We start from the raw sequence: 26,439 nt of genomic DNA, 5'->3' as shown, positions 1-26,439 counted from the left end.
TCTTCTGTTTGTTGCAAAGTTAAAAAAAATCATTTTGTTCCCATTCATTCATTCATAGAATCTTTTGAATTACGAGTAAAATACGTGGAGGTACGAGTGAAAGTTGTAAAAATTAGATTATATTTAAAGAAAAAGTTCACACCATTCTTCAAAACGAGCGGTGGTCTCTTTACCGTAAAAGGCCATTTCTGCTCGAATTTTGCCTAGTTTCTTTTCTCGTGTTAAATTGGTTTTCGAATAAAACTTATCGGCAAAAGCGATTAGTTTTTCTTCAAGTGTAATGGGGAGCATATCCCGCAGGGGTAATGGTAAATGATTTTCCTTGATCATTTCGAGTGATATACCGGCCCCCGTGTGGCGTTCACATACTAGGGCATGACGGGGAAGCCCCTCTGCACGCAGTAAATCGGCTCCTAGGTAACCGTGGCAGATGTAGGGATGTTCCCCGAAACAACCGATATCCGGGGCATTCGTGAGGAAAATCCCGATATCGTGAAGCATGGCAGCCTCTTGAATGAAGGGGATATCCAGATCCATTTCGGGATGCCTGATGGCCAAGGCTTGTGCTTTATCTCTGACAAGTTGACTATGTATGAGAAGGGATTGTCCGGCGAGAGAATCCAACGTGTAGTATTTACGAATAATATCTAATGGGTTTATCATTATTTGTTCTTTTTTTTAAACTTACAAATATATGAGGTTTGTTCGTGAAAATGTCATAATTGTATGTTTAAATGTTTCGTTCTACATTCATATCTTTTTGAAAATTCATTTTGTTTTCTTCTATTTTTCTTTTAAAGTTAATGTTATTTACGAATAAAAGTACATTTTGGTTATTAAAAAGTCTTCTAACTTTTATAATTTTGACTGTTTTTATGAAAGAGGATGGCGTGGACAGATGTGCAATTTCAAAATTTAAGTATATGATCAGGATAAATGTTACAATCGAGGTGAAGAGCGAGGTACGTGCTCAAGTTGTAGAACTTTTGCGTGAAATGTCTGAATTGTCAAGACAGGAAAAGGGGTGTATCGGGTACGAAATACTTGAAAATAATCGTTTGGATAACGTGTTAATGATTATAGAAACGTGGGAAAATGAAGATTTGCTGGCCGTTCATAAAGGACGTGAGCATTTCGTGAGAATTATCCCGAGGGTTCGGGAATTGGCAACGGAAATGTGTAGCCAGAAGTTCACGGATATGGCTTCTGTGAGCGAGGCTATTGTGGGATGTCGTAGTGTGAGAAATTATACTCCGGACAAGGTATGTTTGGAGACAATCGAGCGTTTGTTGAGAGCGGCCATGTACGCACCTTCGGTTAAGGATCGTCGTCCATGGGAGTTTTTTGTGATCGAGGATCGGGAGCATCTTGATACATTGGCCGAGGCTTTACCGGAAGGGCTTGCTTTAAAAACGGCTCCGGTGGCGATACTGGTTTGTTGTAATACCCGTCAGGCCGGTCTTGATGGGGAAAACTGGCCCCAAGAGCTGGGTGCATGTGTCCAGAACTTGATGTTACAAGCCTACGGGGAGAAACTGGGAACCACTTGGATTGAAATTTATCCTCGGATGCACGAGGTTCATCAAGTGAAAACGTTGTTCCATTTATCGTCTGAATTCGTGCCGTTTGCTGTCGTGGCAATTGGCAAACCGGTTGATGAACAAGTGGTTGTTCCAGAGTGTTACGATCCTTCTAAAATACATTTTATCACTCGTTAAAAATAATCGTAAAAAAATCACTAAAAAGAAAACCTTTTCATCTTTCAGTTCGTATAAATTAAATACGAACGTAAAAATAAAGAATATGAAACATGAAACTTCAAATCTATTAATAGGGCTAGGTATTGGCGCTGTTGTAGGAGTTGCCATCGGTTATTTAATGGTAGCTGATAATCGTAGGAAATTGGCAGAAGAATTCGATCATGCCGTCTCTAAAGTCAAGGAAGAGGTGAAGGACGTTTATTCAAAAGCAAAAAGCAAGGCCGAAAACATGAAAGAGCATATGGCCGAGGATGTCAATCATGTAGCTGAAAAGGTTGCGGGGGAGACTGCTACGGAAACGAGATAATAGCTTATGGAAAATATTGCCGAGAAAACGTTCGCTGAGTTGAAAGAGGATATTTCGACTTACGTGGAATTGAGGCTAGAGCTATTAAAATTGAATACCTACGAAAGGGTTGCCAAGACAATGGCAGTCTTTTCGTATGGTATTGTTTTGATTTTGCTGGCTTTTTTTACCATATTATTTTTATTCCTGGCGTTAGGTTTTTTCTTGGGAGAATTATTGGGTAGTATAGCTTTGGGGTTCGTATTGGTGGTTGGGATGTACCTGTTGTTGTTCGGGATTATAATATTTTTCAAGAAAAAGATTACATCCAAGGTGATGAACGAGATTATAATTGCAATGATGAGTAAGGATGAAAAAGATAATGAAGAAACAGCTGACCCCGCTGGACATATTGATGGCAGAACAACGCCGGGTGCGTGAGAATTGCCGGATACAGGAACAGAAGATAAACGAGGATTTTAAGTTTATACATGATCACTCCGGGCGGATTTTGTTTACTGGGATTTCTTCTTTGTTTTTCTCTAAACGAAGAGAAACTTCCGAGAATGACGGAGAGAAAGAGACGGAAGGAGAAATCCCAATGTTGGGAGCGATGTTTAAAAATATTTCGCCTTTATTGTTGGAGGCTGCTTTGCCAATCCTTATGCGATGGGGAATGGAACGGATTGGTGATTTGTTTAAGAGACGACCTAAGTAATAAAATTTAAAAATATGTAGAATCTGGAATAAATAACGAGTTTTATTACCTTTTATCATATAAATGAACGGGTTCACAATTTTCGTGAACCCGTTCATTTAAAAAATGTCTATTCATCGAGCGTTACGGCTCCAGAAAGAGCCACAGCCTCTTTATTACGGAAAGTCATGATCGGTGACACTGCTTCGTAGGCTGACATGATGTACTCGAAGAGTTGTGCCGTCACTAGTTTCCCGCGTTCTGCCAATGAGAGTTCCAATTTAATACCCGTGTCTTCATTCTCGACGCTCTGTAATGCGGAGAGCCCCGTGAATTGTTTGGTTTCTAATAAATATTGCACTCGGTGCAATTCATCTGATTCGAAAAATAACTCGTAATTTTTCTCGTCCCGGTTCTTACTGAATAAAGTTGTTTTCATCTTTTTATGTGTTGTGTGTGTATATGTATACAACGTTCCCAGCGTTGCTCTGTTTTTTATATCAAAGGATAACACTTAATCGTGTAAACATCTTGTATTAGTACAAGATATGTGCCATATTTGACGAGGAGTTTTAAATGATTAACAAGCAGAGTTCATGGAAATATCGCTTGGGGTGCGATATGAATACATCGTGTATTCTCGCGTGATCTGCCTCCTTGTTAATGGTAAGACTTTCATTTGCCTGCTTGTAGACCCCGTCCAGCATCACCCGGACCCGGTATGGTAACTCCGATTTTGTCATGCTGACAAGTGAAGTTCGAATTAACGGGTTGGGATATTGATTTTGAAAATCAAGGTTTTGCCCGTTGTCTATGACGTCATGTAATTGTGCTAACTGGTAGGTTATCGCTGTATGTTGAGATTCCGTCATAATCAATCCCATGGCAACATTGCTGAGCTGTGTTACCACAAGAATGAGGATACTATGTAATATGAATCTTATCATACTTAGTGTTTGTTTCAAATTTAGAGAATATAAATTACATTCGCAATGCTTTCTTCCTTTTTTCTACCAATTTGATTAAAAATAAGTATTTTTACTACTGTGAATTATTTTTTTTATCTCAAAAAGCTTACAAATTGACATTTCATATACCCCATCATTCTACAATCTATGTGGATTTATTACTCATTTATAATCTTTTTACGATAGAAGTTGGAAAAAGGTATAGAATAATACATAATTTTGAAACTCAGATTGCATTATAAAGCGGACTTCATGGAAATAAAAAGTAAACAGGGGAATTTTAGATTGCGGGAGTGGATGTTGACGGATGGGGTATCTCTAGCGAAACATATTAATAATGTGAAAATATGGAATAATGTGAGGGATGGGCTTCCGTATCCATATACCATATTAGATGCGGATAAGTATATCCGGATGGTACAGGTCCTGCCTTATGTCCAAAATTTTGCCATAGAGATAGCGGGGGAGACTGTGGGTGGGGTAGGGATTGCGCCTTTGACAGATGTGGAGCGCCTTAGTGCAGAGGTCGGTTATTGGCTGGGAGAGGACTATTGGAACCGGGGAATCATGAGCGAGGCTGTTGCGTTGCTGGTTGATTATGTGTTTCGGGAAACCCAAATTATTCGTTTGTTTGCCTCTGTTTACGACTACAATAATGCCTCGATGAAGGTGTTGGAAAAGGTTGGTTTTACCAGACAGGCTATTTTGCGTGATGCGGCGATTAAAAATGGTCGGGTGATAGATATGTATTATTATGATTTAGTAAAGCGTGGAATATGCCTCGTTTAAAATACAAGAATTTCAGAGAAGGGTTGGAAACACTATAAAAAATCTATTATATAAATTAGTTTACAATCAATCCTTGTGTAAAAATTTCAGTCGTTTCGAAAATGTGTTTATAATAAAAATATAGTTACATTTGCTGCATGGACACACTTCTTAATGATGTATTAATTGATCGAAGGCTTTTCGAATCTGTTAAGGCAGGAAACGGCAATGCTTTTGAAAGTTTATTTCATAAGTACTATGTGGTTTTGTGTAATTATGCGGCGACTTATCTGGATGAAAGAGTGGAGGTTGAAGATGTGGTGCAAGAGGTATTTGTCTACTTGTGGAGCCAACGGGAGTCGGTGGTGATACAAAATTCTGTGAAATCTTATTTATATTCTGCCGTGAAATATAAAGTTTTGGATGTATTGAAACATCGGGCAGTGGAACGTAGTCATAGCCAATTGTTGACTGAATTTTGGGAAGATCTTATGAGGACGACTTACTCGGAGGAGGAATTGTTTCAGTTGGAGCAAATTCGGAAAGTTGTTGACGGTTTACCGGCCCAATGTCGTATCGTATTTACGATGAGTTGTTTAGATGGGAAAAAATATAAAGAAATAGCCGAGGAGTTACAGATTTCTGTCAACACGGTGAAGTCCCACGTTTTAAAAGCTTATCGTGAAATTCGGGAGCATATTGTGTTAACCGATAAAGTTTCCGTTCTATTCTTTTGGTTTTTTCGGGTATATTCTGTTGAATATCAATCTAATATTCATTTGTAAAAATATTTTTAGAAAAAAAGTGTTTTTCGACTCACCCTTTTTTTATTTTCGATCGCCTTAGTGGAAATAGTTGATAAAAGAGCGTATGAAACCTCATTTTGCAGAAGATATATGGGAAAAGCTACTTGCTGTATGGCGGAAAGACTATCGTGCTGGGGAGGAACCCGATTACCGGGAGGAGCAGATGCGGCAATTGCTGAAAACGATGTTCATGTCCAGGCAGGCTTTAAAGTTACGTGAAAAACAAGAGTATGACGTGCACGAAGCGTGGCAGCGGGTGAATAAACGGACGAGAGCTAAGGGCAGCCGAAGAATGATTCGCGGATGGATGAAATATGCCGCTTTGTTTATCCTGTTTTTGGGGATCGTCTCCTTGTGGAGAGTATATGATAACAAGGAAAAACCGATTGTGGCTGCTGTGCAGTCGGATTCCATTCTGCCGGGTAGATTGAAAGCAGAATTAATTTTAGCGAACGGAGAGAGAATCGTACTGGATTCGGAAGCTAGATCAAAAGAGATGGAAGCGTTGGGGATAAAGCTGGAGAATGATACCGTGAATGGATTGTTGAAGTACGAGGCCGGAGCGGTTGATAATTCAATTGGTATGAAATATAACACGTTGAACGTGCCTAAAGGTGGGGAGTATTCTTTGATATTACCTGACGGGTCAAGGGTTTGGTTAAATTCGGAAACGACTTTGCGGTTTCCCGTGCAATTTGCCGGGGGAAAAAGAGTGGTGTACTTGAGTGGCGAGGCTTATTTCCAGGTGAAGAAAGACACGAGTGCGGCTTTCCACGTCTGTACGAAACAGCAGAAGATAACCGTGTTGGGAACGACGTTTAACGTGAGTGCCTACGAGAACGACAGGTTCACGGAAACAACCTTAATCGAGGGGAAAGTAGCGGTAGAGGGGGGTGCGGAACGTGTGGTGATGAAGCCGTCCGAACAGTATATCCTGGATAAAAGAAGCGGAGTGGGGGAATTGAAAGAGGTGGAGACGGAGTTTTACACGTCGTGGATTGACGGGAAGTTCTATTTCACGTCTTTCACGTTTGAAGAGATCGTGAAGAAGTTGGAACGTTGGTATGATTTTACGATGATATACGAGGAGGATGATATTCGACAGATGCGGTTCTCCGGCGTGATTAACAAGCATCGCCCGATAGAGGAAATGTTACGTTTCCTGGAAAAGACGACAGATATTCATTTCAAGATTTCCGGGAAAAATATAGTGGCAGGTAAGAATTGAATTTTATGAAAAAAGGGACAAGAGGTCGCAACTCTTATCCCCAATAGACTAAATAACGTCCGCAACCGTTCATTGGTAGTGGCTGGTTGAGGACTATTACTAATATTAAAATACAAATGTATGAAAAAAAATGATTACAAGGGCTTATTCTGCCCGTTAGGCAGGATAAAAAAATGGTTGTGGATTATGAAATTAATGGCCTTCTTTTTCTTTTTGGGTATGTTTCAGGTTCATGCTTCGGCATATGCGCAAAACGAGATGGTAACGCTTGACGTGAACCGGATGACAGTGGAAAAGGTGTTTAAGACGATTACCCAGCAATTGAGTTACGATATTTTTTAGTAATGACGAGTTGGATACGCGATGTCAGGTGACGTTATCTACCCGTAAAATGAGTGTGCAGGATTTGCTGGAAGAGGTGTTGAAAGGAAACTACAGTTATGAATTTGTAGGGAAAACGATTATTATTCGACCTGTAAAGCAGTCCGATAAGAAGATCGTGATACAAGGCACGGTGAAAGATCAGCAGGGAGGTTCCTTGCCGGGCGTGACTGTTCTCGTGAAAGGTTCGACAATAGGTGTGTCGACGGACGGGAATGGAAAGTTTAGGTTAGAAGTCGCCTCGGCAGATAGTTTGGTGCTGGTATTTTCTTTTGTCGGGATGGAAACAAAGGAGGTGGCCTACTGGGGTGAGACGGAATTAAATGTCGTTATGAAAGAGAAAGATGCGAAGCTGGATGAAGTGGTGGTTACCGGTTACCAGCAAATCGAAAAGCGTCAGTTGACGAGTGCCGTGTCGAGCGTGAAGACGGAAGATTTGAACATGATTGGGGCCACGAGTATTGAACAGATGTTGCAGGGACAACTGGCGGGGCTTTCCGTGATAAATATTTCGGCAGCACCGGGAGCGGCTCCCAAGATCAGGGTGCGGGGAACGGCCACAATTACCGGGAATGCTGATCCATTATGGGTGCTGGACGGTGTGATGCTTGAAAATTCGGTTCCTATTTCCGTGGCCGAGTTGAACAGTCCCGACGTGATGAATATGTTCAATTCTGCTATTGGCGGTATAAATCCGAGCGACATTGAAAGTATTACCGTGTTGAAAGATGCTTCCGCCACGGCTATTTACGGGACGAGAGCTGCCAATGGAGTGATCGTGGTAACGACGAAAAAAGGGAAGCGGGATGGCGGATTCAATATTTCATATCAACATACCTCCAGCGTGAGTTTACGTCCCTCTTATGATGATTTCGATCTTTTGAATTCACAGGAAAGGGTGGAGCTTACACAACAATGTTATGATGACGGGTTGAGGGTGAGTGGTGTTGTGGGAATGGAGAATTTGATGCAACAATACGGGTTGGGTAATTTAAGTTTGGAGGAGTACAAGCAAAAAGTTCGAGAACTGGAAACACGAAATACGGATTGGTTTAAAATATTATTCCGTAATGCCTATACACAGACACATAATTTAAGTATTTCCGGGGGGACGGAAAAGATGGATTATTACGTGTCGATGAGCTATAATGGAGAACAGGGTGCGGATAAAATCAGCGAGTATAAAAATTATGGGGGATTGGCAAAGATGAATGCCGAACTGTTTAAAGGTGTACGGTTAGGGACGACGCTACAGGTCGGACGACGGGATCGGGAGAGTTATCACACGAGTATTGATCCTTTTATGTATGCTGTACGAACTTCCAGAACAATTCCTTTGTATGATGAAAACGGGGATTATTTCTTCTATAAAAAGAGTGTTGGCGGGTATTATTTGTTCAATATTTTATTTGAACAGGAAAATACCAAGCGGGAATCTACCCAGACAGATTTGAAGGGGATAGTCAATTTGACCGTGAATTTGTATAAAGGATTGAAATATAACGGATTGTTTAGTTATTCATCGTCTCATTCTGCCAGCATTGATTACGCTAAAGAGCAAAGTGCTTACGTGGCTAATTTACGAGGGTATGATTTTGGAAATCCTACCGAGGAGGAATTGGCTGAAACCCCTCTACCGTTTGGGGGCGTGTATAACGAAACGGATTACGAGCAACGGACTTCGTTGATTCGGAATGGTTTGGAGTACAAGGGACATATCGGGGATGATCTTTCTATAGACGGGATGCTAGGGCAGGAATTCAGGACGACAAAGTACAGAGGGCTGACGACTCAAAATTACGGGTACATGCACGACCGGGGGAATATTTTTTATGAGCCTTCTTTGGGCGAGTCCACAGGACATTTGTTTCGAAACATGGTTATCCGCAATGTACCGGAACGTTCGTATATTTCTTATTACGGGGTTTTATCCGCCATGTACAAAGATCGTTACGTGATTAATGGAAATATCCGGTTTGACGGTTCGAATCTGTTCGGCTCTAATCCGAAATATCGTTATCTGCCTTTATGGTCTGTTTCCGCTAAATGGATTGTAAGTAACGAGAATTTTCTTGCAGGTGTGAGTATGTTAAATGATTTGGCTATTCGGGCTTCTTACGGGCTACGCGGGAATATCGTGGAAGATAGTTCTCCCCAGATTATCGCTTCGGCTTTGCCACCGAATAAATTTAATGATTTACTCGAAATGAAAATAGATCAAGCCCCTAACCCGGATTTGAAATGGGAAACAACTTCTTCTCTGAATGTTGGGTTGGAATTGAGTATGTTGAATAATCGTTTGTCCGTGGATGTAGATTACTACCGGGATGCCAGCCGGGATTTGATTGCTTCTAAAGACGTGTCGGCCGTAACGGGATTTTTGAACAAGTACGTGAATTATGCCAACGTGAAGAATCAGGGTGTGGATATTGCCGTGTCGGGGTATATCATTCGTTCAAAACAGGTGTCCTGGATGTCTTCCTTGAATTTGGGATACGTGAAAAACAAGGTGACGAAATCGAATATAACACCTCAAGCACAGAATTTGGTGAAAAGTGTTTATACCCCGGGAGAAGTATATTTGGGCAAACCGGTTAACGGTATGTTTTCTTATCGTTTCGCAGAGTTGGATGCGGACGGGATGCCTTTATTCTATGATCAGGATAATAACAAGTTAAATGCGGGTGACACGGAGTTGCCGACGGCTGTATTTAGTAATATCGAAAACTTGAAATATGAAGGTACCCGTGATCCGATTTTAACGGGAGGTTTTAATAACGTGATTAAATACAAGGAATTTACTCTCTCTTTCTTGTTTTCTTTCGGTTTAAAGAATGTGATTCGTTTACCGGAATATGCCTATAATAGCTCTCCTTCTGACGATCAGAATGCCAATAGACGGATTATGGAACGCTGGCGGAAACCGGGCGATGAGGCTACAAAAGTGATTCCTTGTCTTTCCGGGGGGAGTGGATATTTTACAACGGCTGATGGTACGTACTACACGACCGGACTTTTTAATCAAAGTCAGGTGACCGTGGTTCCGGGTGATTATCTTCGTTTGCGGAATGTTATGTTGGAGTATCGTTTACCTCGGCAACTGGTACAAAAAATAGTAATTGGCGGGTGCTCGCTGGGAGGAATATCTTTAAAGTTGCAGGCTCAAAACCTGTTTGTCCTTGCAGATAGGCGTTTGAAAGGATATGATCCGGAAACGATTAATTATACCACGACGGCTTATGGTTCACAACCGCTGCCAACTAGTTTTACTTTAGGTTTGAATGTTAATTTCTAAAATGGATAGTATATGAAAAATAAATATTTATCTATTATTATAGCGGTTTTAGTCGGAATGTTTCTGACGGCTTGCGAGTCTTACCTGGAAGAAATGCCACAGAATAAATTGAAGCCTTCTACCACGGATGATTATGCCCAGTTACTGAATAAAGGGTATGTTACGGGGCAGGTTGTTCCTTACTTGGATATTCTTTCGGATGATGTTGATCTGATCGCAGCGGACCATGTTATGCCCGGTACGGATAATGGTGACGTGTATATTTCTGCCTATATGTGGCAAGATCATCACGAAGCTTCTATGCTTGACGGGGATAAAGCTTTTGAGAAGTTTTACGAAAGTATATTTTATTGTAATGTCGTGATAGAAAATATAGATAAGGCTTCCGGAGTCGAGCTTAACGAGGTGAACGTGGAACGTACCCGTAAGAATATCAAAGGGGAAGCTTACGCATTGAGAGCCTATTCTTATTTCTACTTGGTAAACTTGTATGCTGTTCCTTATAACCCGGAAACTTGTACCACGGATCCAGGGATGCCAATAACGAAGAGTACTTCCGCGGAAGATAAGGCGTATACTCGGAACACGGTGAAAGAGGTGTATGATCTAATCGTTGACGATTTACTTGAAGGGATTAAATTGATGGAGGCCAACCCGATAAAGAAAGAGGCAAAGTTAAAATTCGATGCCTTATCGGCCAAAGCATTACTGGCACGGGTATATCTTTACATGCAGGATTGGGATAACGCTATAAAATATGCAGAAGAGGTGATTAAAGAAAATCCGGCAATATTTAATCTTTACGAGGCCGGGATGAAGCTTAACATGGAAAATAATTCGGGAACAGGCTGGAATGCCACGAATATCTGGGGCAAGGATTATCTGTCAAAAGACAATGATAACGTAATTTTCGTGAATGGAATTAACGAATTGATGCCAGCAATGAGTTATTGGTTGTTTATTACCACGTTTAGCGTGAATAAAGATTTGGCTCGTCAATTTGAGACAGGAGATGTTCGGCGTTTTTATTTCATGCAAACTTATTCTAGGGATACGTATGCAGGTTATAGAACGAAATTGAGTTATGCTAAAAACCGTTATATTGGACTGACATATACCATGCAAGATAGTAGGGAGAGTGGATATACTCGGGTGATTCGGATCGAGGAAATGTACTTGATATTGGCGGAAGCTTATGCGCATAAAACTGATGGAATGAAAAAAGCCGTTGACTATCTGAACACGTTGCGGGTGGAAAAATTCAGGGAAGGAGAATATACCCCGTTGAAAGTTGAAGATTTTAACCAGAATACCCTCTTGGAATTTGTAATGAAAGAGCGTCGTCTGGAGTTGTGTTTTGAGGGGCATCGTTGGTTTGATTTACGTCGCACGACCCGTCCTGCCATGGAACGTGTGGGCTATAATAACGAGACGGCCCGGTTAGAAAAGAATGATCCGCGGTATGTGTTGCAAATTCCTAAGAGAGAATTGAGTGTTAATCCTGCAATTGGTAGTAATCCCCGTTAAAATGAGAAAGTTATGAATACAATAAGAATACATAAATTACTAATCGTTTGTTTCCTTTTTGCTTGCTTGTCGGCATGTAACAAGGAGGATGCACCTAAGGCTAAATGGGAATATGCAGGACCGGTTCCAAAAATCACGAATGGTCCTTCCGAAGCCCAGAAAATGTGTTACGCTTTGTGGCAGAAATACGATTTGCACGTGTACTACAATTTGAGTGGCGAGGATGCCTTGAGGACGGAAGTTGGTTATACACAAGAAAATAGTATTATTTCTAATAATGGGGCAGCCATTCCCATGCAGGCAGCAGAGGAGGCCGTGGCCGAGAAATTCTTGAGTTTGTTGACCCAATTTTTTTCACTATTACCGGATGATATGGTGCGTGGTGATTTGCATAAGCGGCATGTGTTGGTAAAAATTAATCCCGGGTATAATAAATATAAAGATGAGGACGGGAATATTATTTTTTCGAATACTCACACGGAAGATCAACAAGGGATCATTCATTATGGTTATCTGAATAATGAAGAGGATACCGACGATAAATTTGTCACTAATCTTGTCGGTTGGAAGCGGGGAATTTGTCATGAATTTTTCAGAGGTCTGGCGTATACCTATTATAAAAATATCACCTTACCGGAACGTTTTGGGCTTGTTTCTAAAGGTTTATATTATTACGAGAATGAATCCGGGGTGGATGTATGTATGAGTGGAACTACCTATTTCACGGAAATAGGGAAAAAGTGTGGCTTTATTAGTCCGTTTGGAGCAAGAGCTTCTTCCGATAGCCCTTACGGTGACTGGGCTTCTTATGTAGCTTGGATTTTGACAGTCCCTCTAACTGATCGACAGGCAGATCTGGATGCTTGGCCCAAGATACGTGAAAAATATGAGTTGGTATTGAAGTATTATCAGAATCTTTATGAATTAGATATGGAAAAACTTGCCGTGAAATGGCAGGCTGTACAAATAAATTAAAAACGAATGACGATGAAACTATTATTACTTTTAGGAATTCTTTTTTGTGGAGTAGCTTGTAATCAAGTGAAGACATACACGATTGAAGGTCATATACCGGGAGCGGCTGATGGTGTGGTTGTGCGTTTAGCAGATTTGGGATATTATCCTGAAGTTATCTTGGATTCTACTATCATTAAAGGGGAGAAGTTTGTGTTGAAAGGGAAACAGCCTTTGATTTATCCAAAATATTGTAAGTTGATAATTGATAAGACTCCACAAGAGACAGATGGATTTAAGAAACAGTTGAAAGCTTACTCTTTTTTCGTTGATAACTCTCGAATAAGATTTGAATGCCAGATTGATAGTATGCCGAGTTATTATTGGGAACCGGTGAGTAAAGAGCATAACGTGACACTCTCGGGATCTCCGACTCAGGATTTATATAATCAATACCAGGGATCTGTCAGAGAATTAACAAAGCGAAGTGCCGATTTGTGGAATAAGTATTTGGAAGTGTATCATTGTCCGGCGATTGACGGAATATTTAACACAGAAGAAGGTATGCAAATTGTTCGGGAACGTGAAGCGGTCACGGAACAAATAAATCAAGCGACATTAGAATTTATTCGGAATAATAAGGCTTCCGTGGTAGGAATTTTTGTTGCCAATTGGATGCTTAACAGGAGGAAAAGTGATATGACTGTATCCGAAATTAAAGCTGTGGTAGATAATTTCGATTCTTCCGTGCAGGAATCAGAGCTGATGGACGGACTTCGAGAAACTGCGGAACGGATGTACTGTACGGCTAAAGGAGTTAAATACCATGATATTGAATTGACGGATCTGAAAGGAGAAAAAGTTAAGTTGTCCGAATTTGTGAAGCCGGGAGTGTACAATATGTTGGAATTTTGGGCATCCTGGTGTGGTCCTTGTCGTGGTGAGATTCCTCATTTACGGCATTTATACCAGTCGGGAGGTAAGGACAATTTGAACATGATTAGCATTTCTATTGATGAAAGGGATGCGGATTGGAAAAAAGCTGTTCAGGAAGAAAACATGGAATGGATACAATTATGTGATCAAAAGGGATTTAAAGGAGGGGTACGTTCCGTCTATCAAGTGAATGGTGTACCTTTCTGTTTGATACTGGACCCGGAGGGAAAGATCGTGCGTGGTGGCGTACGTGGGGCAGAATTGGATGTGGTTGTTAAAGATTTGCTGGGTGATAAAATAAAACTCTAATATCGGTATAAAAAATAATCACGCGATTTATAAAAGATTGCGTGATTATTTTTATATCCGAGAGAATAAATTACCAAGCAAACATCGGTCTGTCGCTCATCATGGCATTTACCTCTTTCTTTACTTGTGCAATTACGGTTTCATCGTCCGGGGCACTCAATACTCTGTCGATCATGTCCACGATGACAGGCATGTGCTCTTCCTTCAAACCACGGGTAGTGATTGCCGGAGTTCCAACACGAAGACCTGACGTGGAGAACGGGGTACGGGTATCAAACGGAACCATGTTCTTGTTGATCGTGATGTCAGCTTTAACAAGCGTGTTTTCAGCTTTCTTTCCGGTTAATTCCGGGAATTTGGTTCTCAAGTCGATCAACATGGAGTGGTTATCAGTACCACCGGAAACAACTTTATAACCTTTTTCCACGAATGCTTTCGCCATAGCTCTGGCGTTAGCCAACATTTGTTTTGCATATTCCGTGTACTCGTCGGATAATGCCTCTCCGAAAGCAACAGCTTTAGCAGCGATCACGTGTTCAAGCGGTCCACCTTGTTGGCCCGGGAATACGGCAAAGTTGATCACTTGTGACATCATCTTGATCTCTCCCTTCGGAGTTTTTAATCCCCAAGGATTCGGGAAATCTTTCGGAAGAAGGATCATACCACCACGAGGTCCGCGAAGTGTTTTGTGGGTAGTCGTGGTCACGATGTGGCAATATTCCATCGGGTTGTTCAATAAACCTTTGGCAATCAAACCGGCAGGGTGAGACATATCGCACATTAACAAAGCACCTACTTTATCAGCGATTTCCCGCATACGTTTGTAATCCCAATCACGAGAATAAGCGGAAGCACCGGATACGATTAATTTCGGTTTGTGTTCCAAAGCCAACCGTTCCATCTCGTCGTAATCAACCATTCCGGTCTCTTCTTTCACGTGGTAAGCTACCGGGTGGTAGTTGATACCGGAAAGATTCACGGGTGATCCGTGTGAAAGGTGACCGCCATGAGCCAGGTCTAGACCTAAGAAAGTATCACCGGGTTTCATGCAAGCGAAAAATACGGCAGCGTTGGCTTGTGCTCCGGAGTGCGGTTGCACGTTAGCGAATTCTGCACCGAATAATTGGCATGCCCGATCGATAGCCAGTTGTTCCGTTTGGTCAACAATTTGACAACCGCCGTAATAACGGGCTCCGGGGTATCCCTCTGCATATTTATTGGTCAGGCAAGATCCCATGGCCTGCATTACTTGCTCGCTCACGAAATTTTCTGAAGCGATTAATTCAAGTCCTTCTTTTTGACGATGACATTCTTTGTCAATCAAGTCGAAAATTTGAGTGTCTCTTTTCATTATTTAGATTTTTAATACTGTAGACGTTTATAAATCTAGGCCAAAATTATACTAATCGTCCATGTAAACAAAGTATTTGTCAACTTTTTTTCATCTCTTATTTTTTAATTTTCGAATATTTGTGTACGTTTGTTATATATAAAATTAATTTGATTATGGAAAATCCTTTTAGTGCAGAAAGACCGGTCAGACCGACTTTTCTCACCGTACTTTGCATCTTGACATTTATTGGTAGCGGTTGGGGCTTAATTAATAATTTGTTTCAACTAGCCATATTTACCCCGGAACGACTGGTTGCCCAGATTCAACAGATAACGACGATGGCCGGGGCCGAAGCACAACCTTCTTGGGTTTCTTCCCTCATGACTTCATCCTTGGAAGTGTTACAAACCACCATCATGCACGGGAAAGCTATCTATTCTTTAGCAGCCCTATGCTCCGTGGTCAGTTTAATCGGAGCTTTCATGATGTATAAGTTAAAAAGAAATGGTTTTTATTTATACGTGATCGCCCAGATCGGTCAGTTGTTTATCCTACCCGTTTATTCCGGTTGGAATAGTGTCGTGTTGATTTCTATGGCCATGTCCGGTTTTTGGGCTTTGGTATTTATTATATTATATGCTTTGAATTATAGTAAGTTGAAATATTGATAATTTGAACGTATATTTCTTTCTGAAAGGAATTTATGCTTGACGTGGTGCATATCATTAAACGATCGTTTATTGATATGCATTTTTTTGTTACCGGGGCTTCAAGAAAAAGAATTAAATAATTGAGAATGAATTTTTAAGAAAATGATTGAAAAGTCGATTTAATGCTTTTTATTTGCAACTATTATATGATCATTTCTAAATACAATCGTTTATGATATTTGATACTTCTAAATCAAAAGTTTACACCGGGAAAATGAATTATTTGAAGAGGGGTTTCTTGTTTTATGCCTGTGCCTCTTGCATGTTACTTGTTCAATTTGTGATTTATCTCGTGAATAGTAATTACTGGGAATCCTTGGATTTCACCGGAGGTCTTTATTATTTGATAGCGGCATTGGGGCAAGCTTTTCTTTTCACGTTGATTCCTTGGGTCATTTTATATCTTCCCTTCACGTGGTGGCAGAAAATGCGGAACGTGGGTACGATATTATTCACTTGTGCTATATTTTTATTGAACGTGCTGGCCTATTTGAACGGGATTGTTTTTCAGTTGTATAAATTTCATATCAACGGATTCGTGCTGGATCTGGCTTTTGGTGGGGGTGGGAGTCAGGTGTTCGTGTTTAACAACACGTTGATCCTGCATGGAGTACTTATCGGGTTACTTATCTTGCTGTTTACTTTGGCTGTTGTTTTTATTGCTTATCGATATGCCCGGTATGTTACTTCTAAACAGGTGAAAATAGGGATTTATCTTTTCTTGTTTTCTTGTATTGCTCCCCAATTAACTCATGCTTATGCCGCGGCTGCCAACGTGAACTCGATCATGGAAGTATCGGCTTGTTTGCCACAATACTATCCTTTGACGGCCAACCGATTGATGTTGAAGTTGGGGGTGGTCAAAAAGGAGGACTTGTATGTAAATAACCCGGATAAAGGGCAGGGGCATAGTTTCGTGTACCCTCTTTATCCTCTGGAAAAAGTGGATAGCGTGAAACCGTTGAATATAATCTATCTTATTTTGGATTCATGGAATTTCAGAACCTTTACCCGGGAATGCTGTCCCAACATCCGGGCTTTTGGCGATCGTTCTGCGGTATTCAATCGTCATTTGAGTTCCAGTAATGGCACACGAGGTGGGATATTCGGTTTGTTTTTCGGTATTTCCGCAACCTACTGGCAAGATTTTGAACGTACGGGAGTACAGCCTTTATTTATCGAGAATTTATTGGAAAGAGGATATGATATAGAAACATTCGCCAGTGCAACTCTCGTGAATCCTCCTTTTTATCGCATCATCTTCGGGGAGGTGAAAGATATTCGCAAAGAAACACCGGGAGCCACTCCTTTTGATCGGGATAACAAGATCACGGAAGACTTTCTGAATTACTTGGATGAACGGAAAGAGGTAAATAAACCGTTCTTTTCTTTCGTATTTTATGATTTGCTGCACGCGATAGACATTCCGGCTCCTTATCGTAAGAAATTTCAGCCTTCGTGGGATTATGCCAATTATCTGGCTTTGAATAATAACCTGGATCCAGAACCGTTCTTTAACTTGTACCGTAATTGCGCCTATTACGTGGATTCTCTTGTGGGAAAAGTGGTGAATAAATTGGAGGCGAACGGGTTGTTAGATAATTCCGTGATTGTTATTACCGGGGATCACGGGCAGGAATTTAACGAGAATAAGAAGAACTTTTGGGGCCATGGAAGTGATTTCTCGAATGCACAAGTGCATGTTCCGTTTATCCTGTATTATCCGGGAAACACTCCCGGAGTGTATTCGCATAGAACATCTCATTACGATGTGACGCCGACTTTAATGAAACAAGTGCTGGGAGTAAAGAATCCAGCGGGGGACTTTTCTATGGGAAAAGATTTATTTGATCCCGAGCGGCCGCCTTTTCATCTGGCCGGAGACCCGCAAAACTATGCTTTTATCATGGACAACGTGATCTACGAAAAAAAGGTAGCCGGGAATATACACGTGACGGATTCTTCGTTAAATCGTCTTTCTAGAAATCAGGTAAATGCCGGGTTACTGCTTGAAGCGATAGAATTTAAGAATATGTTTTTAAAGAAATAATAAAAAAGCTGCTTTCACAAGCAGCTTTTTTTATTTTGATTATCCTCCGAAGTTATCGTACATCACGTTTTCATCCGGAACTCCAAGGTCGTACAGCATTTTGGTTACTGCCGAGATCATCATAGGAGGACCGCAGAGGTAATATTCAATATCTTCAGGGTTTTCATGATTCTTCAAATAATTCTCGAAGATTACTTGGTGAACAAAGCCCGGTTTATAAGCCACGCCTGCCGCATCTGCCACGGGATCCGGTCTGTCAAGAGCCAGCGTCCAGTGGAAGTTCGGGTTCTCTTCTTGAATCTTGTTGAACTCATCCACGTAAGGAGCTTCTTGCAAAGCACGCGCACCGTACCAGAAAGTAACTTTACGATCGGTGTGCATCGTGTGGAAGAGGTTAAAGATGTGTGAACGCATGGGGGCCATACCGGCACCACCACCGATAAACATCATTTCATTATTCGTGTCTCTCAAGAAGAACTCTCCGTAAGGTCCGGAAATATTTACCTTATCTCCCGGTTTGCGAGAGAAGATGTATGAAGAACAGATACCGGGGTTCACGTTGGCAAAACCACCGATGGCTTTGTCAAACGGGGGAGTAGCGATACGAATGTTCAACATGATAATGTTACCTTCCGCCGGGGAGTTGGCCATAGAGTAAGCCCGGTAAGTAGCTTCCGGATTGTGCATTTTGAGATCGAACATCTTCATCCGCTCCCAGTCTGCCTTATACTTCTCGTCAATATCGAAAGTCTTGAAGTCAACATCGATTGCGGGTACGTCAATCTGGATGTATCCACCGGATTTGAATTTCAAATTTTCGCCTTCCGGTAATTTTACCACGAATTCTTTCAAGAAAGTAGAGATGTTTCTGTTAGAAACCACTTCACATTCCCATTTCTTGATTCCAAGAACTGCTTCCGGAATGTGCATTTCGATATTCTCTTTCACTTTCACTTGGCAAGCCAAACGCCAGTTGTCGTGTTGTTGTTTATAAGAGAAGAACCCTGTTTCTGTCGGTAGGATAGACCCTGCTCCGGATTCAACCTGACAACGACACATACCGCATGAACCTTTACCTCCACAAGCCGAGGGAAGGAAGATCTTGTTGTTTCCAAGGGTGGCCAACAACGTGGACCCCGGTTCGGTTACTAATTCCTTTTCGCCATGATTAATATCAACCTTCACCTCTCCTTTGGGAGTCAGTTTGGCCTTGGCGAACAAAAGCATGCCTACCAGAATCAGTGTTACGATAAGGAACACGATGACCCCCGACATGACAATTGTTGTATTTATTGCTAATAACATCATTTTAATTTTAGATTTAATGATTTACGATTTACAATTCTTGATTCATCGTGTGTAATCTGAAATCAAAAATCATAAATCAAAAATTACTTTACAGGTTAATTCCCAAGAAACTCATGAATGAAATAGCCATCAATCCCGTCACGATAAAGGTAATACCGATACCTCTAAGCGGGGCAGGGATGTTTGAATATGTCAGTTTCTCGCGAATAGCGGCAATACCCACGATGGCGAGCATCCAGCCGATACCTGAACCCAAACCGAAAGCGGTTGCCTCTCCAATGTTAGCGTATCCTCTTTCCTGCATGAACAAAGATGCACCCATGATGGCGCAGTTTACCGCGATCAACGGAAGGAAGATTCCTAACTGGTTGTAGAGAGCCGGGGCAAACTTTTCAACCACCATTTCCACGAGTTGCACGATGGCGGCAATAACCGCGATAAACATGATGAAACTCAAGAAACTCAAGTCGATATTTGCTGCACTTTCACCTAATAACCAGCTTAAAGCACCGGCTTTCAACACGAAGTTATCCAGCAAGTAGTTCACCGGAACGGTGATCAATAACACGAATACGACGGCAATACCTAATCCGAATGATGTCTTCACGGTCTTCGATACCGCAAGGTATGAACACATACCCAAAAAGTAAGCAAAGATCATGTTATCAATGAATACGGACCGTACAAATATATTTAATAGATTTTCCATATCGTTATTTCACTATTAGTTGACTATTTCTGTTCTATTAAATCCTTGTTCTTGGAACGGTGAACCCAGATGATCAGCCCCACCAGCATCAACGCCATCGGGGGAAGAATCATCAGACCGTTGTTTTGATAACCCCAATCGTAGAATATTTGCGGGATTACTTTTACTCCGAACAAAGTTCCGGATCCGAGTAATTCACGGAAGAATGCCACGATAACGAGGACTAAACCGTATCCGAGACCGTTACCGATACCGTCAAGTAATGAAGGCCACGGTTTGTTGCCCAAGGCGAACGCCTCGATACGTCCCATGATGATACAGTTTGTGATGATCAACCCGACGAACACGGACAATTGTTTACTTACCTCGTAAGCAAATGCTTTCAGTACTTGGTCCACGATGATTACCAGTGCGGCAACCACCACCAATTGCACTATAATACGTATACGTGTCGGGATTGTATTTCTCAGTAGCGAAAGAATCACGTTAGAGAATGCCGTTACGGCTGTAACCGAAAGAGCCATCACGATGGCCGGTTCCATTTTCGCGGTTACGGCGAGAGCAGAACATATACCCAGAATCTGTACCAGAACGGGGTTATTTTTGCTCAAGGGGCCGAGTAACAAGCCTCGGTTCTTAGCTGAAAATAATGTTTCTTTATCGCTCATTATTGTATTTGTTTTAAGAATTGTTCGTAACATTTTAAGTAGTCGGCAATCATGGTCTCAACTGCTTTTGATGTAATAGTACCCCCGGAGATTCCGTCAACTTCGTGTGCCCCGGTTGCGTTGCCGCCTTTCTTCACCGTGATGGCTTTTAAAGAGGAGTTCTCAAAAATAGTCTTTCCGCTGAATTGCTTTTGGAAAAACGGTTGAGTGATCTCGGCTCCAAGCCCGGGAGTTTCTCCTTTGTGATCGAACAAAACCCCGTAAACCGTGTTTTTGTCCTCGTTTAAAGAAATATACCCCCAAACAGGCCCCCAAAGCCCAACCCCGTAGGTCGGCAGGACATACTTGATGGCACCGTCAACATCGGCCACGAATACCGGGAATTTGATATCTGCCAATGCTTTGTCATCTTTGATCGTTTCTGAAAGCAGTTGTCCGTCCTTCAACGCTTTCTGAAGTTCCGGATTTTTTAGCGCTTTCTGAAGTTTCTTACCTTCCGTCGGGATGTCCACGGCGAAAGCGTTTCCTTCGATAGCCTCACCCTTGTAGTTCAGAATGAATTGTTTCGTGATGATCTTATTGAACAATTCAGCCGAAGTCTCCGGGGTAGAACTAACATTTACAGAACTCAGAATGTTTTGTCTCTTCTCGTTCTCTATATTCTCATCTTGATATGGCTTCAGTGAAAGAGACACTATCGCCAAAATGGCTGCAACTACGACAACCAAAACGATGGAATAAATAAAGGTATATGTATTTCCTTGTTTGTTCATCTCATTAAAGATTTAGTGATTTACGATTTATGATTTACGATTGTTTTTAGGTAATCTGAAATCATGAAATCTTAAATCTGAAATTGTTTAGCTCTTTTCAGTCTGCGCTTGATGTTGCCTTGGACAACAAACCAGTCAATAAGCGGAGCAAAGGTGTTCATTAACAGGATGGCTAACATCATTCCTTCCGGATAACCGGGGTTAAGCGTACGAATAAGGATGGCCATGACACCTAAAATGAAACCGTATATCCATTTCCCTCTTTCCGTTTGTGCCGATGTTACAGGGTCTGTAGCCATGAATACGGCTCCGAAAGCAAAACCTCCCATGATTAAATGGGTAATCGGGGTGATTGCCGCGTACGGATTGGTCGCGGGCAACGTGTAGTTAAGCAATAAAGCCATGCAGTAACCTCCGATGAAAGTGGAAAGCATGATCTTCCAGCTACCGATTCCGGTGGCAATTAACAGAATAGCCCCAAGCAGGATGCAGAACGTGGATGTTTCACCCACGGATCCCGGGATAAATCCCCAGAACATGGAAGACATATCATACGTCATAGGTAGCCCCTGAGATACCTCTGCAAGCGGGGTGGCTTGCGAGAACCCGTCGGGCATTCCGGCAATCCATACCTTATCTCCTGAAATCATGGAAGGGTAGGAGAAGAAGAAGAAAGCACGGGCTAATAATGCCGGGTTCCAGATGTTCATACCGGTACCGCCAAAGATTTCTTTACCGATAATCACCGCGAAGGCGGTAGAAACTCCTACCATCCAAAGGGGAGCGTTGATCGGCATAACCATCGGGATTAACAGACCGGATACGAGGAATCCCTCGTTGATCTCGTGTCCCCTGATCTGCGCGGCGGCAAATTCAATACCCAACCCGACCACGTAAGAAACAACGATCATGGGTAATACTCTCCACAATCCATAGAAGAACAACTCGAAGAAACCTGTGTTCGCCAGCGTTCCCATCGCGTTGAAATGCTGGTACCCCACGTTGTAGATACCGAATAAAAGAGCCGGAATAAGGGCCAGTACGACAACGATCATGGTTCTTTTCAGATCGATCGCGTCCCGGATATTACAGCCTGAAGATGTCGTGCGGTTAGGCACGAAAAGAAAAGACTCAAAACCCGTGAAAACAGAATGCAACTTGTATAGTTTGCCTCCCTTTTCGAATTTTGGCTTTTGCTTATCTAAATAATTGCGTAAAAAATTCATCTTTATAATTTTAAATTTTAGATTTTAGATTTTAAATTTTGAATCGTGTTCCATCAAGGAGTTGACAATTTAAAATTTGCAATTTAAAATTAGCTTAGTTCTTTTATCATTAACTCTATACCTTTTTCCAGGATCTCCTGTACCGGGGTTTTAGAGGTACAAACGAACTCGCATAAAGCCATATCTTCCGGGACAACCTCGTACATTCCGAGTTGTTCCATCTTGTCCAAATCCTCTGCCAGTACGGCTTTCAGCAGGTAAACGGGAAGAATGTCCATGGGAAGGACTTTCTCGTATTGGCCTGTCACCACGAAAGCTCTCTCTTCCCCGTGATAATTGGCATCAAGGGTGTATTTCTTCTTCGGGCATAAGAAAGAGGGGAACGTTTTTGATATGGAGAATTTATTGAACCCGGGAGCGGCCCAGCCCAAAAATTCGTAATGATCTCCTTCGGGAATAACCGTTACCATGTTATTATAGTATCCGAGATAATTCTCTTCGCTAACCTTGTAACCCGTGAGTACATTACCGGAAATAATACGTTGATGAACTTGGTTCTTCAGTTTCCCGTTCACGATGCAACCGATGTTTGCACCTAAAATAGTCTTGTAATAAGCGGGCTTTTCAACTTCCGACCCCACCAGAGCGATCGTCTTGCGGGCATCGAATTTACCGGAAATAAATAATCGCCCGATAATGGCAAGATCCATGGCATTTACCACCCAAACGATCTCTCCTTTATTGATCGGGTTCAAGTGGTGTATCTGGATTCCTGCATTCCCAGCCGGATGCGGTCCCGCGAAGTAATTTACCTCCACGTTTTTCAGCTTGGTGAACACGGACGATGACGGCGTACCTTCTTTCAAGTTTAAGTTCACGTTTTTACCGCCTAACTTGTTTAAGCAATCGATTCCGGATTGAAGCGCGGCCAACTCATCTGTAAGAGTAATGTCAAAATCCGGAGCGAGAGGTGCGGAATCAAAACCGGACACGAATATCGCTTTCGGCATATCGGCCGGGTTCGCGATGATGTCGTACGGACGTTGTTTGATCATGGGCCATACGCCACTGTCAAGCAATTTTTCGATGATTTCCTCCCTGGAAAGTTTGTTCACGTCGGCGGCTCCAAAATCTTTGTATTGGATCTGGGCATCCGCTTTAACCACGACTTCCAGTAATTTTCTTCTCTCTCCTCTGTTCACGGCTTCGACTGTACCGCTAACAGGTGATGTGAATTTGACTTCGGGCCTGTACTTGTTGATAAACAACACGTCGCCCGCTTTCACTTGATCGCCTGCCTTTACTGCAAGTTTGGGGGTAAGTAGACGAAAGTCTGTCGGTTTGACCGCGTAAAAATCACATTTCTCAATGCTTTTTACCAGATTCTCTGCTTCTCCTTTTAACTTGATATCAAGGCCCTTTTTCAGTTTTATAACCTTGGACATTGTTCTATTATGTTTTTGATATGTAGATAATTATTTCTAATTTACCCTATAATTATTCATTTTAAAAATACGTGCAAATATATAATCAATTATTGAATTTATTCAGTAATTCAAAGGTTAATTCGTCCCTTTAGTTGTTTTTTTTCACGGTACGTTTTTTTCAAACAAATGAATCTTTGAATGAGGTGGCAATGGTTGAGTACATGGCTTTTTGGCATAGTATTTGCTAACAAGAGTAAGAAAACGAATGACTACTAATTATCCAAAAATAGAGATTGAATTATGAAAGGAATATTTTTTTGTTGTCTACTAACAATATGGATGGCTTCGTGCAAATCGGCAAAAGAGAGTGTTTCTCTGACCGGGGTGAAATGGGTAGCGGAGAGTTTGAACGGAAAAGAAATTAAGTTCAAAGAAAGGGGAAGCGAGGTCTTCATCACGCTTGAAAGCGATAATAAGAAAGTATTTGGAAGGGCCGGATGTAATCGTTTTTTTGGTACTTACGAGCAAAATGAATCGCAATTAACTTTTAGCGGGATGGGAGCGACCCGGATGGCTTGTCCTGATATGGATATTGAAACCAGTTTTTTCAAGGTGCTGGAAGATACGAAGAGTTTTATCATCAAGAATGATAAGTTGACGCTGAAAGATAATAATAACGTGATCGCGGTATTCAAAGCGCAAAAAGAAACGCCTGAAAAGGAATAAGATAAAGTTTATAGTTTGATTTTTCGTGTAGTTAAAGAAAGAGTGTCAAACTGATTTTGACACTCTTTTCTTTATGACCTTATTTTAAATCACTTCCGCTACAACAAAGGTACTTCCCCCGATATATATCATATCCCGCTCGCCGGCAGCATCGCGGGCTGCTTGATAGGCTGCCGCGACGGTCGGGAAGGTTGTCCCGTGAAGATGATTTGCCCGGGCTTTCTCGGCTAAAATCTTTTCGTCCATGGCCCTGGGGATAGAGGCTTTGCAGAAATAATAGATAGCATCTTTGGGCAGAATATGCAACACGCTGTCCACGTCCTTATCATTTACCATACCGATCACGAAATGAAGTTTTTCGTACGTGCAGGTTTTTAGTTGCGCGACAATCTCGGTCAGTCCGTCGATGTTATGCCCCGTGTCGCATACCGTGTAAGGCGCTTGTGATAATTCCTGCCAGCGTCCAAGCAGTCCCGTGTTGCGAATGGTGTTGGCAATACCGTCATACACGTTTTGATCGGAAATATGCAAACCATTGTTCCTGAGGGTTAGAATAGTTTCCAGAACGGCCGGAATATTTTTTCGTTGATAAAGCCCCTTCAAGTCTGCTTGCACGGGGGCAAACACGACCCCGTTTTTGTTCTCCAACCGGTAAACATTCTTGTCATCCCGTGTTACTTGCCAGTTTTCGGACGCGAATTCAAGGGGACTTCCGCATTCTTTTGCTTTTTCAATGAAAACAAAATCACTGGAGGCATCTTTCGTCCCGATGATAGCGGGGATACCGGGTTTGATGATCCCGGCTTTCTCGCGTGCGATTTTTTCCAACGTGTCACCGAGAAGAGCCATGTGATCGAATGAAATATTCGTGACCACCGAGGCCAGGGGGGTAATGATATTCGTGGAGTCCAACCGTCCCCCAAGCCCTACTTCAATAACAGCGATATCAACCTGTTGCTCTGCGAAATATTGGAAAGCCATGGCTACCGTCATTTCGAAAAAGGAAGGTTTGATTTCGGCGAAAAACGATTTGTTCTCTTCCACGAAATGGATCACGTATTCTTCCGTGATCATCTCCCCGTTTATTTTGATACGTTCCCGGAAATCTTTCAAATGCGGGGACGTGTACAGTCCGGTTTTATACCCGGCTTCCTGTAAAATGGAAGCCAACATGTGAGACACGGACCCCTTGCCATTCGTACCTCCCACGTGGATCGTTTTGAATTGCTTGTGCGGGGAACCGAAGTGTTCGTCCAGTTTTAACGTATTATCCAAATTGGCTTTGTACGCGGCCTTGCCTTCTCTCTGATACATGGGAAGTTGGGCAAACAGCCATTCTAATGTTTCCTTGTAATTCATGTATGTTCTTTTAAATAAACTGGTTCATCTTATTGAGCGGGCAAAAATAGTAAAAATATACGGTGGGTGTAAGTCCGGACTTTGATATTTCTTTTTAGTGAAAAAGAGAAGGCATTAAAGAAATGAAAAGTTAATAATACATAATAAACATGTAACTTTTATCGCGTACGAGCGTGAAATGAATTTTAGAGATATAGGCTGTACGGTATATTCTTTTCATGTATTCTATTGGGAG

At 41.8% G+C, this 26,439-nt stretch carries 26 protein-coding genes; 15 read left to right on the top strand and 11 right to left on the bottom strand.

The features are described 5' to 3' along the window. Nucleotides 1-123: 123 nt before the first annotated feature. Complete coding sequence (locus tag D8S85_RS02950) at nucleotides 124-660, bottom strand: HD domain-containing protein (protein ID WP_106625251.1); 537 nt, start codon at nucleotides 658-660, stop codon at nucleotides 124-126. 263 nt (nucleotides 661-923) lie between these two features. Between D8S85_RS02950 and D8S85_RS02945 the strand changes: the two genes are divergently transcribed. From D8S85_RS02945 to D8S85_RS02930, 4 genes are all read left to right on the top strand, one after another. Further along, nucleotides 924-1,718: a nitroreductase family protein gene (locus D8S85_RS02945; protein WP_158641697.1), complete on the top strand. Its 795-nt coding sequence runs from the start codon at nucleotides 924-926 to the stop codon at nucleotides 1,716-1,718. Between the two features lie 85 nt (nucleotides 1,719-1,803). Next, nucleotides 1,804-2,067, top strand: coding sequence for a YtxH domain-containing protein (locus D8S85_RS21395; RefSeq protein WP_158641696.1), 264 nt, complete (start codon nucleotides 1,804-1,806; stop codon nucleotides 2,065-2,067). 6 nt (nucleotides 2,068-2,073) lie between these two features. Then, nucleotides 2,074-2,487 (top strand): phage holin family protein, encoded by a 414-nt coding sequence (locus D8S85_RS02935; protein WP_106624763.1) that lies wholly within the window; start codon nucleotides 2,074-2,076, stop codon nucleotides 2,485-2,487. After that, nucleotides 2,429-2,764 carry a hypothetical protein gene (locus D8S85_RS02930; protein ID WP_158641695.1) on the top strand — a complete coding sequence of 112 codons (336 nt, stop codon included), beginning with the start codon at nucleotides 2,429-2,431 and terminating at the stop codon, nucleotides 2,762-2,764. Before D8S85_RS02935 ends, D8S85_RS02930 begins: the two co-directional genes overlap by 59 nt. 109 nt (nucleotides 2,765-2,873) lie before the next feature. On the opposite strand, the gene D8S85_RS02925 is transcribed toward D8S85_RS02930, so the two are convergent. Further along, a complete protein-coding gene (locus D8S85_RS02925; RefSeq protein ID WP_106624761.1) occupies nucleotides 2,874-3,182 on the bottom strand; it encodes a hypothetical protein in 309 nt (102 codons plus the stop codon). A 133-nt stretch (nucleotides 3,183-3,315) separates the two neighbouring features. Next, nucleotides 3,316-3,690: a hypothetical protein gene (locus D8S85_RS02920; RefSeq protein WP_106624760.1), complete on the bottom strand. Its 375-nt coding sequence runs from the start codon at nucleotides 3,688-3,690 to the stop codon at nucleotides 3,316-3,318. A 273-nt stretch (nucleotides 3,691-3,963) separates the two neighbouring features. Here D8S85_RS02920 and D8S85_RS02915 point away from each other — a divergent pair, with 273 nt between their 5' ends. The 8 genes from D8S85_RS02915 (at nucleotide 3,964) to D8S85_RS02880 (ending at nucleotide 13,915) form a co-directional block, all read left to right on the top strand. After that, the gene (locus tag D8S85_RS02915) at nucleotides 3,964-4,500 is read left to right on the top strand and encodes a GNAT family N-acetyltransferase (protein WP_181951173.1); all 537 of its coding nucleotides are present in this window, start codon (nucleotides 3,964-3,966) and stop codon (nucleotides 4,498-4,500) included. A gap of 137 nt (nucleotides 4,501-4,637) precedes the next feature. Beyond that, nucleotides 4,638-5,264, top strand: a complete 627-nt coding sequence (locus D8S85_RS02910; RefSeq protein ID WP_106624759.1) for an RNA polymerase sigma-70 factor — start codon at nucleotides 4,638-4,640, stop codon at nucleotides 5,262-5,264. 85 nt (nucleotides 5,265-5,349) lie between these two features. Next, complete coding sequence (locus D8S85_RS02905) at nucleotides 5,350-6,513, top strand: FecR family protein (RefSeq protein ID WP_106624758.1); 1,164 nt, start codon at nucleotides 5,350-5,352, stop codon at nucleotides 6,511-6,513. A gap of 120 nt (nucleotides 6,514-6,633) precedes the next feature. Then, nucleotides 6,634-6,855 (top strand): hypothetical protein, encoded by a 222-nt coding sequence (locus D8S85_RS02900; protein WP_127074772.1) that lies wholly within the window; start codon nucleotides 6,634-6,636, stop codon nucleotides 6,853-6,855. A 10-nt stretch (nucleotides 6,856-6,865) separates the two neighbouring features. Further along, entirely contained in the window at nucleotides 6,866-10,189 is a 3,324-nt protein-coding gene (locus D8S85_RS02895) for a SusC/RagA family TonB-linked outer membrane protein (RefSeq protein ID WP_148114318.1), read from the top strand. Between the two features lie 12 nt (nucleotides 10,190-10,201). After that, on the top strand, nucleotides 10,202-11,716 hold the full coding sequence (locus D8S85_RS02890) for a RagB/SusD family nutrient uptake outer membrane protein (RefSeq protein WP_106624756.1): 1,515 nt from the start codon (nucleotides 10,202-10,204) through the stop codon (nucleotides 11,714-11,716). Between the two features lie 12 nt (nucleotides 11,717-11,728). Beyond that, entirely contained in the window at nucleotides 11,729-12,691 is a 963-nt protein-coding gene (locus D8S85_RS02885) for a hypothetical protein (RefSeq protein ID WP_127074770.1), read from the top strand. A 12-nt stretch (nucleotides 12,692-12,703) separates the two neighbouring features. Beyond that, nucleotides 12,704-13,915 carry a TlpA disulfide reductase family protein gene (locus D8S85_RS02880; protein ID WP_158641694.1) on the top strand — a complete coding sequence of 404 codons (1,212 nt, stop codon included), beginning with the start codon at nucleotides 12,704-12,706 and terminating at the stop codon, nucleotides 13,913-13,915. 70 nt (nucleotides 13,916-13,985) lie between these two features. Here D8S85_RS02880 and glyA read toward each other — a convergent pair whose 3' ends face one another. Further along, nucleotides 13,986-15,266, bottom strand: coding sequence for a serine hydroxymethyltransferase (gene glyA / locus D8S85_RS02875; protein ID WP_106624753.1), 1,281 nt, complete (start codon nucleotides 15,264-15,266; stop codon nucleotides 13,986-13,988). A gap of 155 nt (nucleotides 15,267-15,421) precedes the next feature. On the opposite strand from glyA, the gene D8S85_RS02870 reads away from it, so the two are divergent. Then, the gene (locus tag D8S85_RS02870; RefSeq protein ID WP_106624752.1) at nucleotides 15,422-15,916 is read left to right on the top strand and encodes a hypothetical protein; all 495 of its coding nucleotides are present in this window, start codon (nucleotides 15,422-15,424) and stop codon (nucleotides 15,914-15,916) included. Between the two features lie 214 nt (nucleotides 15,917-16,130). After that, the gene (locus tag D8S85_RS02865; RefSeq protein WP_106624751.1) at nucleotides 16,131-18,008 is read left to right on the top strand and encodes a DUF3413 domain-containing protein; all 1,878 of its coding nucleotides are present in this window, start codon (nucleotides 16,131-16,133) and stop codon (nucleotides 18,006-18,008) included. A 39-nt stretch (nucleotides 18,009-18,047) separates the two neighbouring features. Here D8S85_RS02865 and nqrF read toward each other — a convergent pair whose 3' ends face one another. From nqrF to D8S85_RS02835, 6 genes are all read right to left on the bottom strand, one after another. Then, nucleotides 18,048-19,316, bottom strand: coding sequence for an NADH:ubiquinone reductase (Na(+)-transporting) subunit F (gene nqrF / locus D8S85_RS02860; RefSeq protein WP_106624750.1), 1,269 nt, complete (start codon nucleotides 19,314-19,316; stop codon nucleotides 18,048-18,050). Between the two features lie 88 nt (nucleotides 19,317-19,404). Beyond that, the gene (nqrE, locus tag D8S85_RS02855; RefSeq protein WP_106624749.1) at nucleotides 19,405-20,025 is read right to left on the bottom strand and encodes an NADH:ubiquinone reductase (Na(+)-transporting) subunit E; all 621 of its coding nucleotides are present in this window, start codon (nucleotides 20,023-20,025) and stop codon (nucleotides 19,405-19,407) included. Nucleotides 20,026-20,048: 23 nt separating this feature from the next. Further along, complete coding sequence (locus tag D8S85_RS02850; RefSeq protein ID WP_106624748.1) at nucleotides 20,049-20,693, bottom strand: NADH:ubiquinone reductase (Na(+)-transporting) subunit D; 645 nt, start codon at nucleotides 20,691-20,693, stop codon at nucleotides 20,049-20,051. Beyond that, nucleotides 20,693-21,466 (bottom strand): NADH:ubiquinone reductase (Na(+)-transporting) subunit C, encoded by a 774-nt coding sequence (gene nqrC, locus D8S85_RS02845; protein WP_106624747.1) that lies wholly within the window; start codon nucleotides 21,464-21,466, stop codon nucleotides 20,693-20,695. Before nqrC ends, D8S85_RS02850 begins: the two co-directional genes overlap by 1 nt. Nucleotides 21,467-21,537: 71 nt before the next feature. Continuing rightward, the gene (locus D8S85_RS02840) at nucleotides 21,538-22,692 is read right to left on the bottom strand and encodes an NADH:ubiquinone reductase (Na(+)-transporting) subunit B (protein ID WP_106624746.1); all 1,155 of its coding nucleotides are present in this window, start codon (nucleotides 22,690-22,692) and stop codon (nucleotides 21,538-21,540) included. Between the two features lie 89 nt (nucleotides 22,693-22,781). Then, nucleotides 22,782-24,137: a Na(+)-translocating NADH-quinone reductase subunit A gene (locus D8S85_RS02835; protein ID WP_106624745.1), complete on the bottom strand. Its 1,356-nt coding sequence runs from the start codon at nucleotides 24,135-24,137 to the stop codon at nucleotides 22,782-22,784. 282 nt (nucleotides 24,138-24,419) lie between these two features. Between D8S85_RS02835 and D8S85_RS02830 the strand changes: the two genes are divergently transcribed. Further along, on the top strand, nucleotides 24,420-24,845 hold the full coding sequence (locus tag D8S85_RS02830; protein WP_228423331.1) for an META domain-containing protein: 426 nt from the start codon (nucleotides 24,420-24,422) through the stop codon (nucleotides 24,843-24,845). 84 nt (nucleotides 24,846-24,929) lie between these two features. On the opposite strand, the gene D8S85_RS02825 is transcribed toward D8S85_RS02830, so the two are convergent. Then, on the bottom strand, nucleotides 24,930-26,204 hold the full coding sequence (locus D8S85_RS02825; RefSeq protein ID WP_106624743.1) for a bifunctional folylpolyglutamate synthase/dihydrofolate synthase: 1,275 nt from the start codon (nucleotides 26,202-26,204) through the stop codon (nucleotides 24,930-24,932). Nucleotides 26,205-26,439: the final 235 nt, after the last annotated feature.

This window comes from Butyricimonas faecalis, from assembly GCF_003991565.1.
Taxonomy (GTDB): Bacteria; Bacteroidota; Bacteroidia; order Bacteroidales; family Marinifilaceae; genus Butyricimonas; species Butyricimonas faecalis.
The sequence above is the reverse complement of the archived record's forward strand: the minus strand, read 5'-3'. Positions and strand labels throughout refer to the sequence as shown.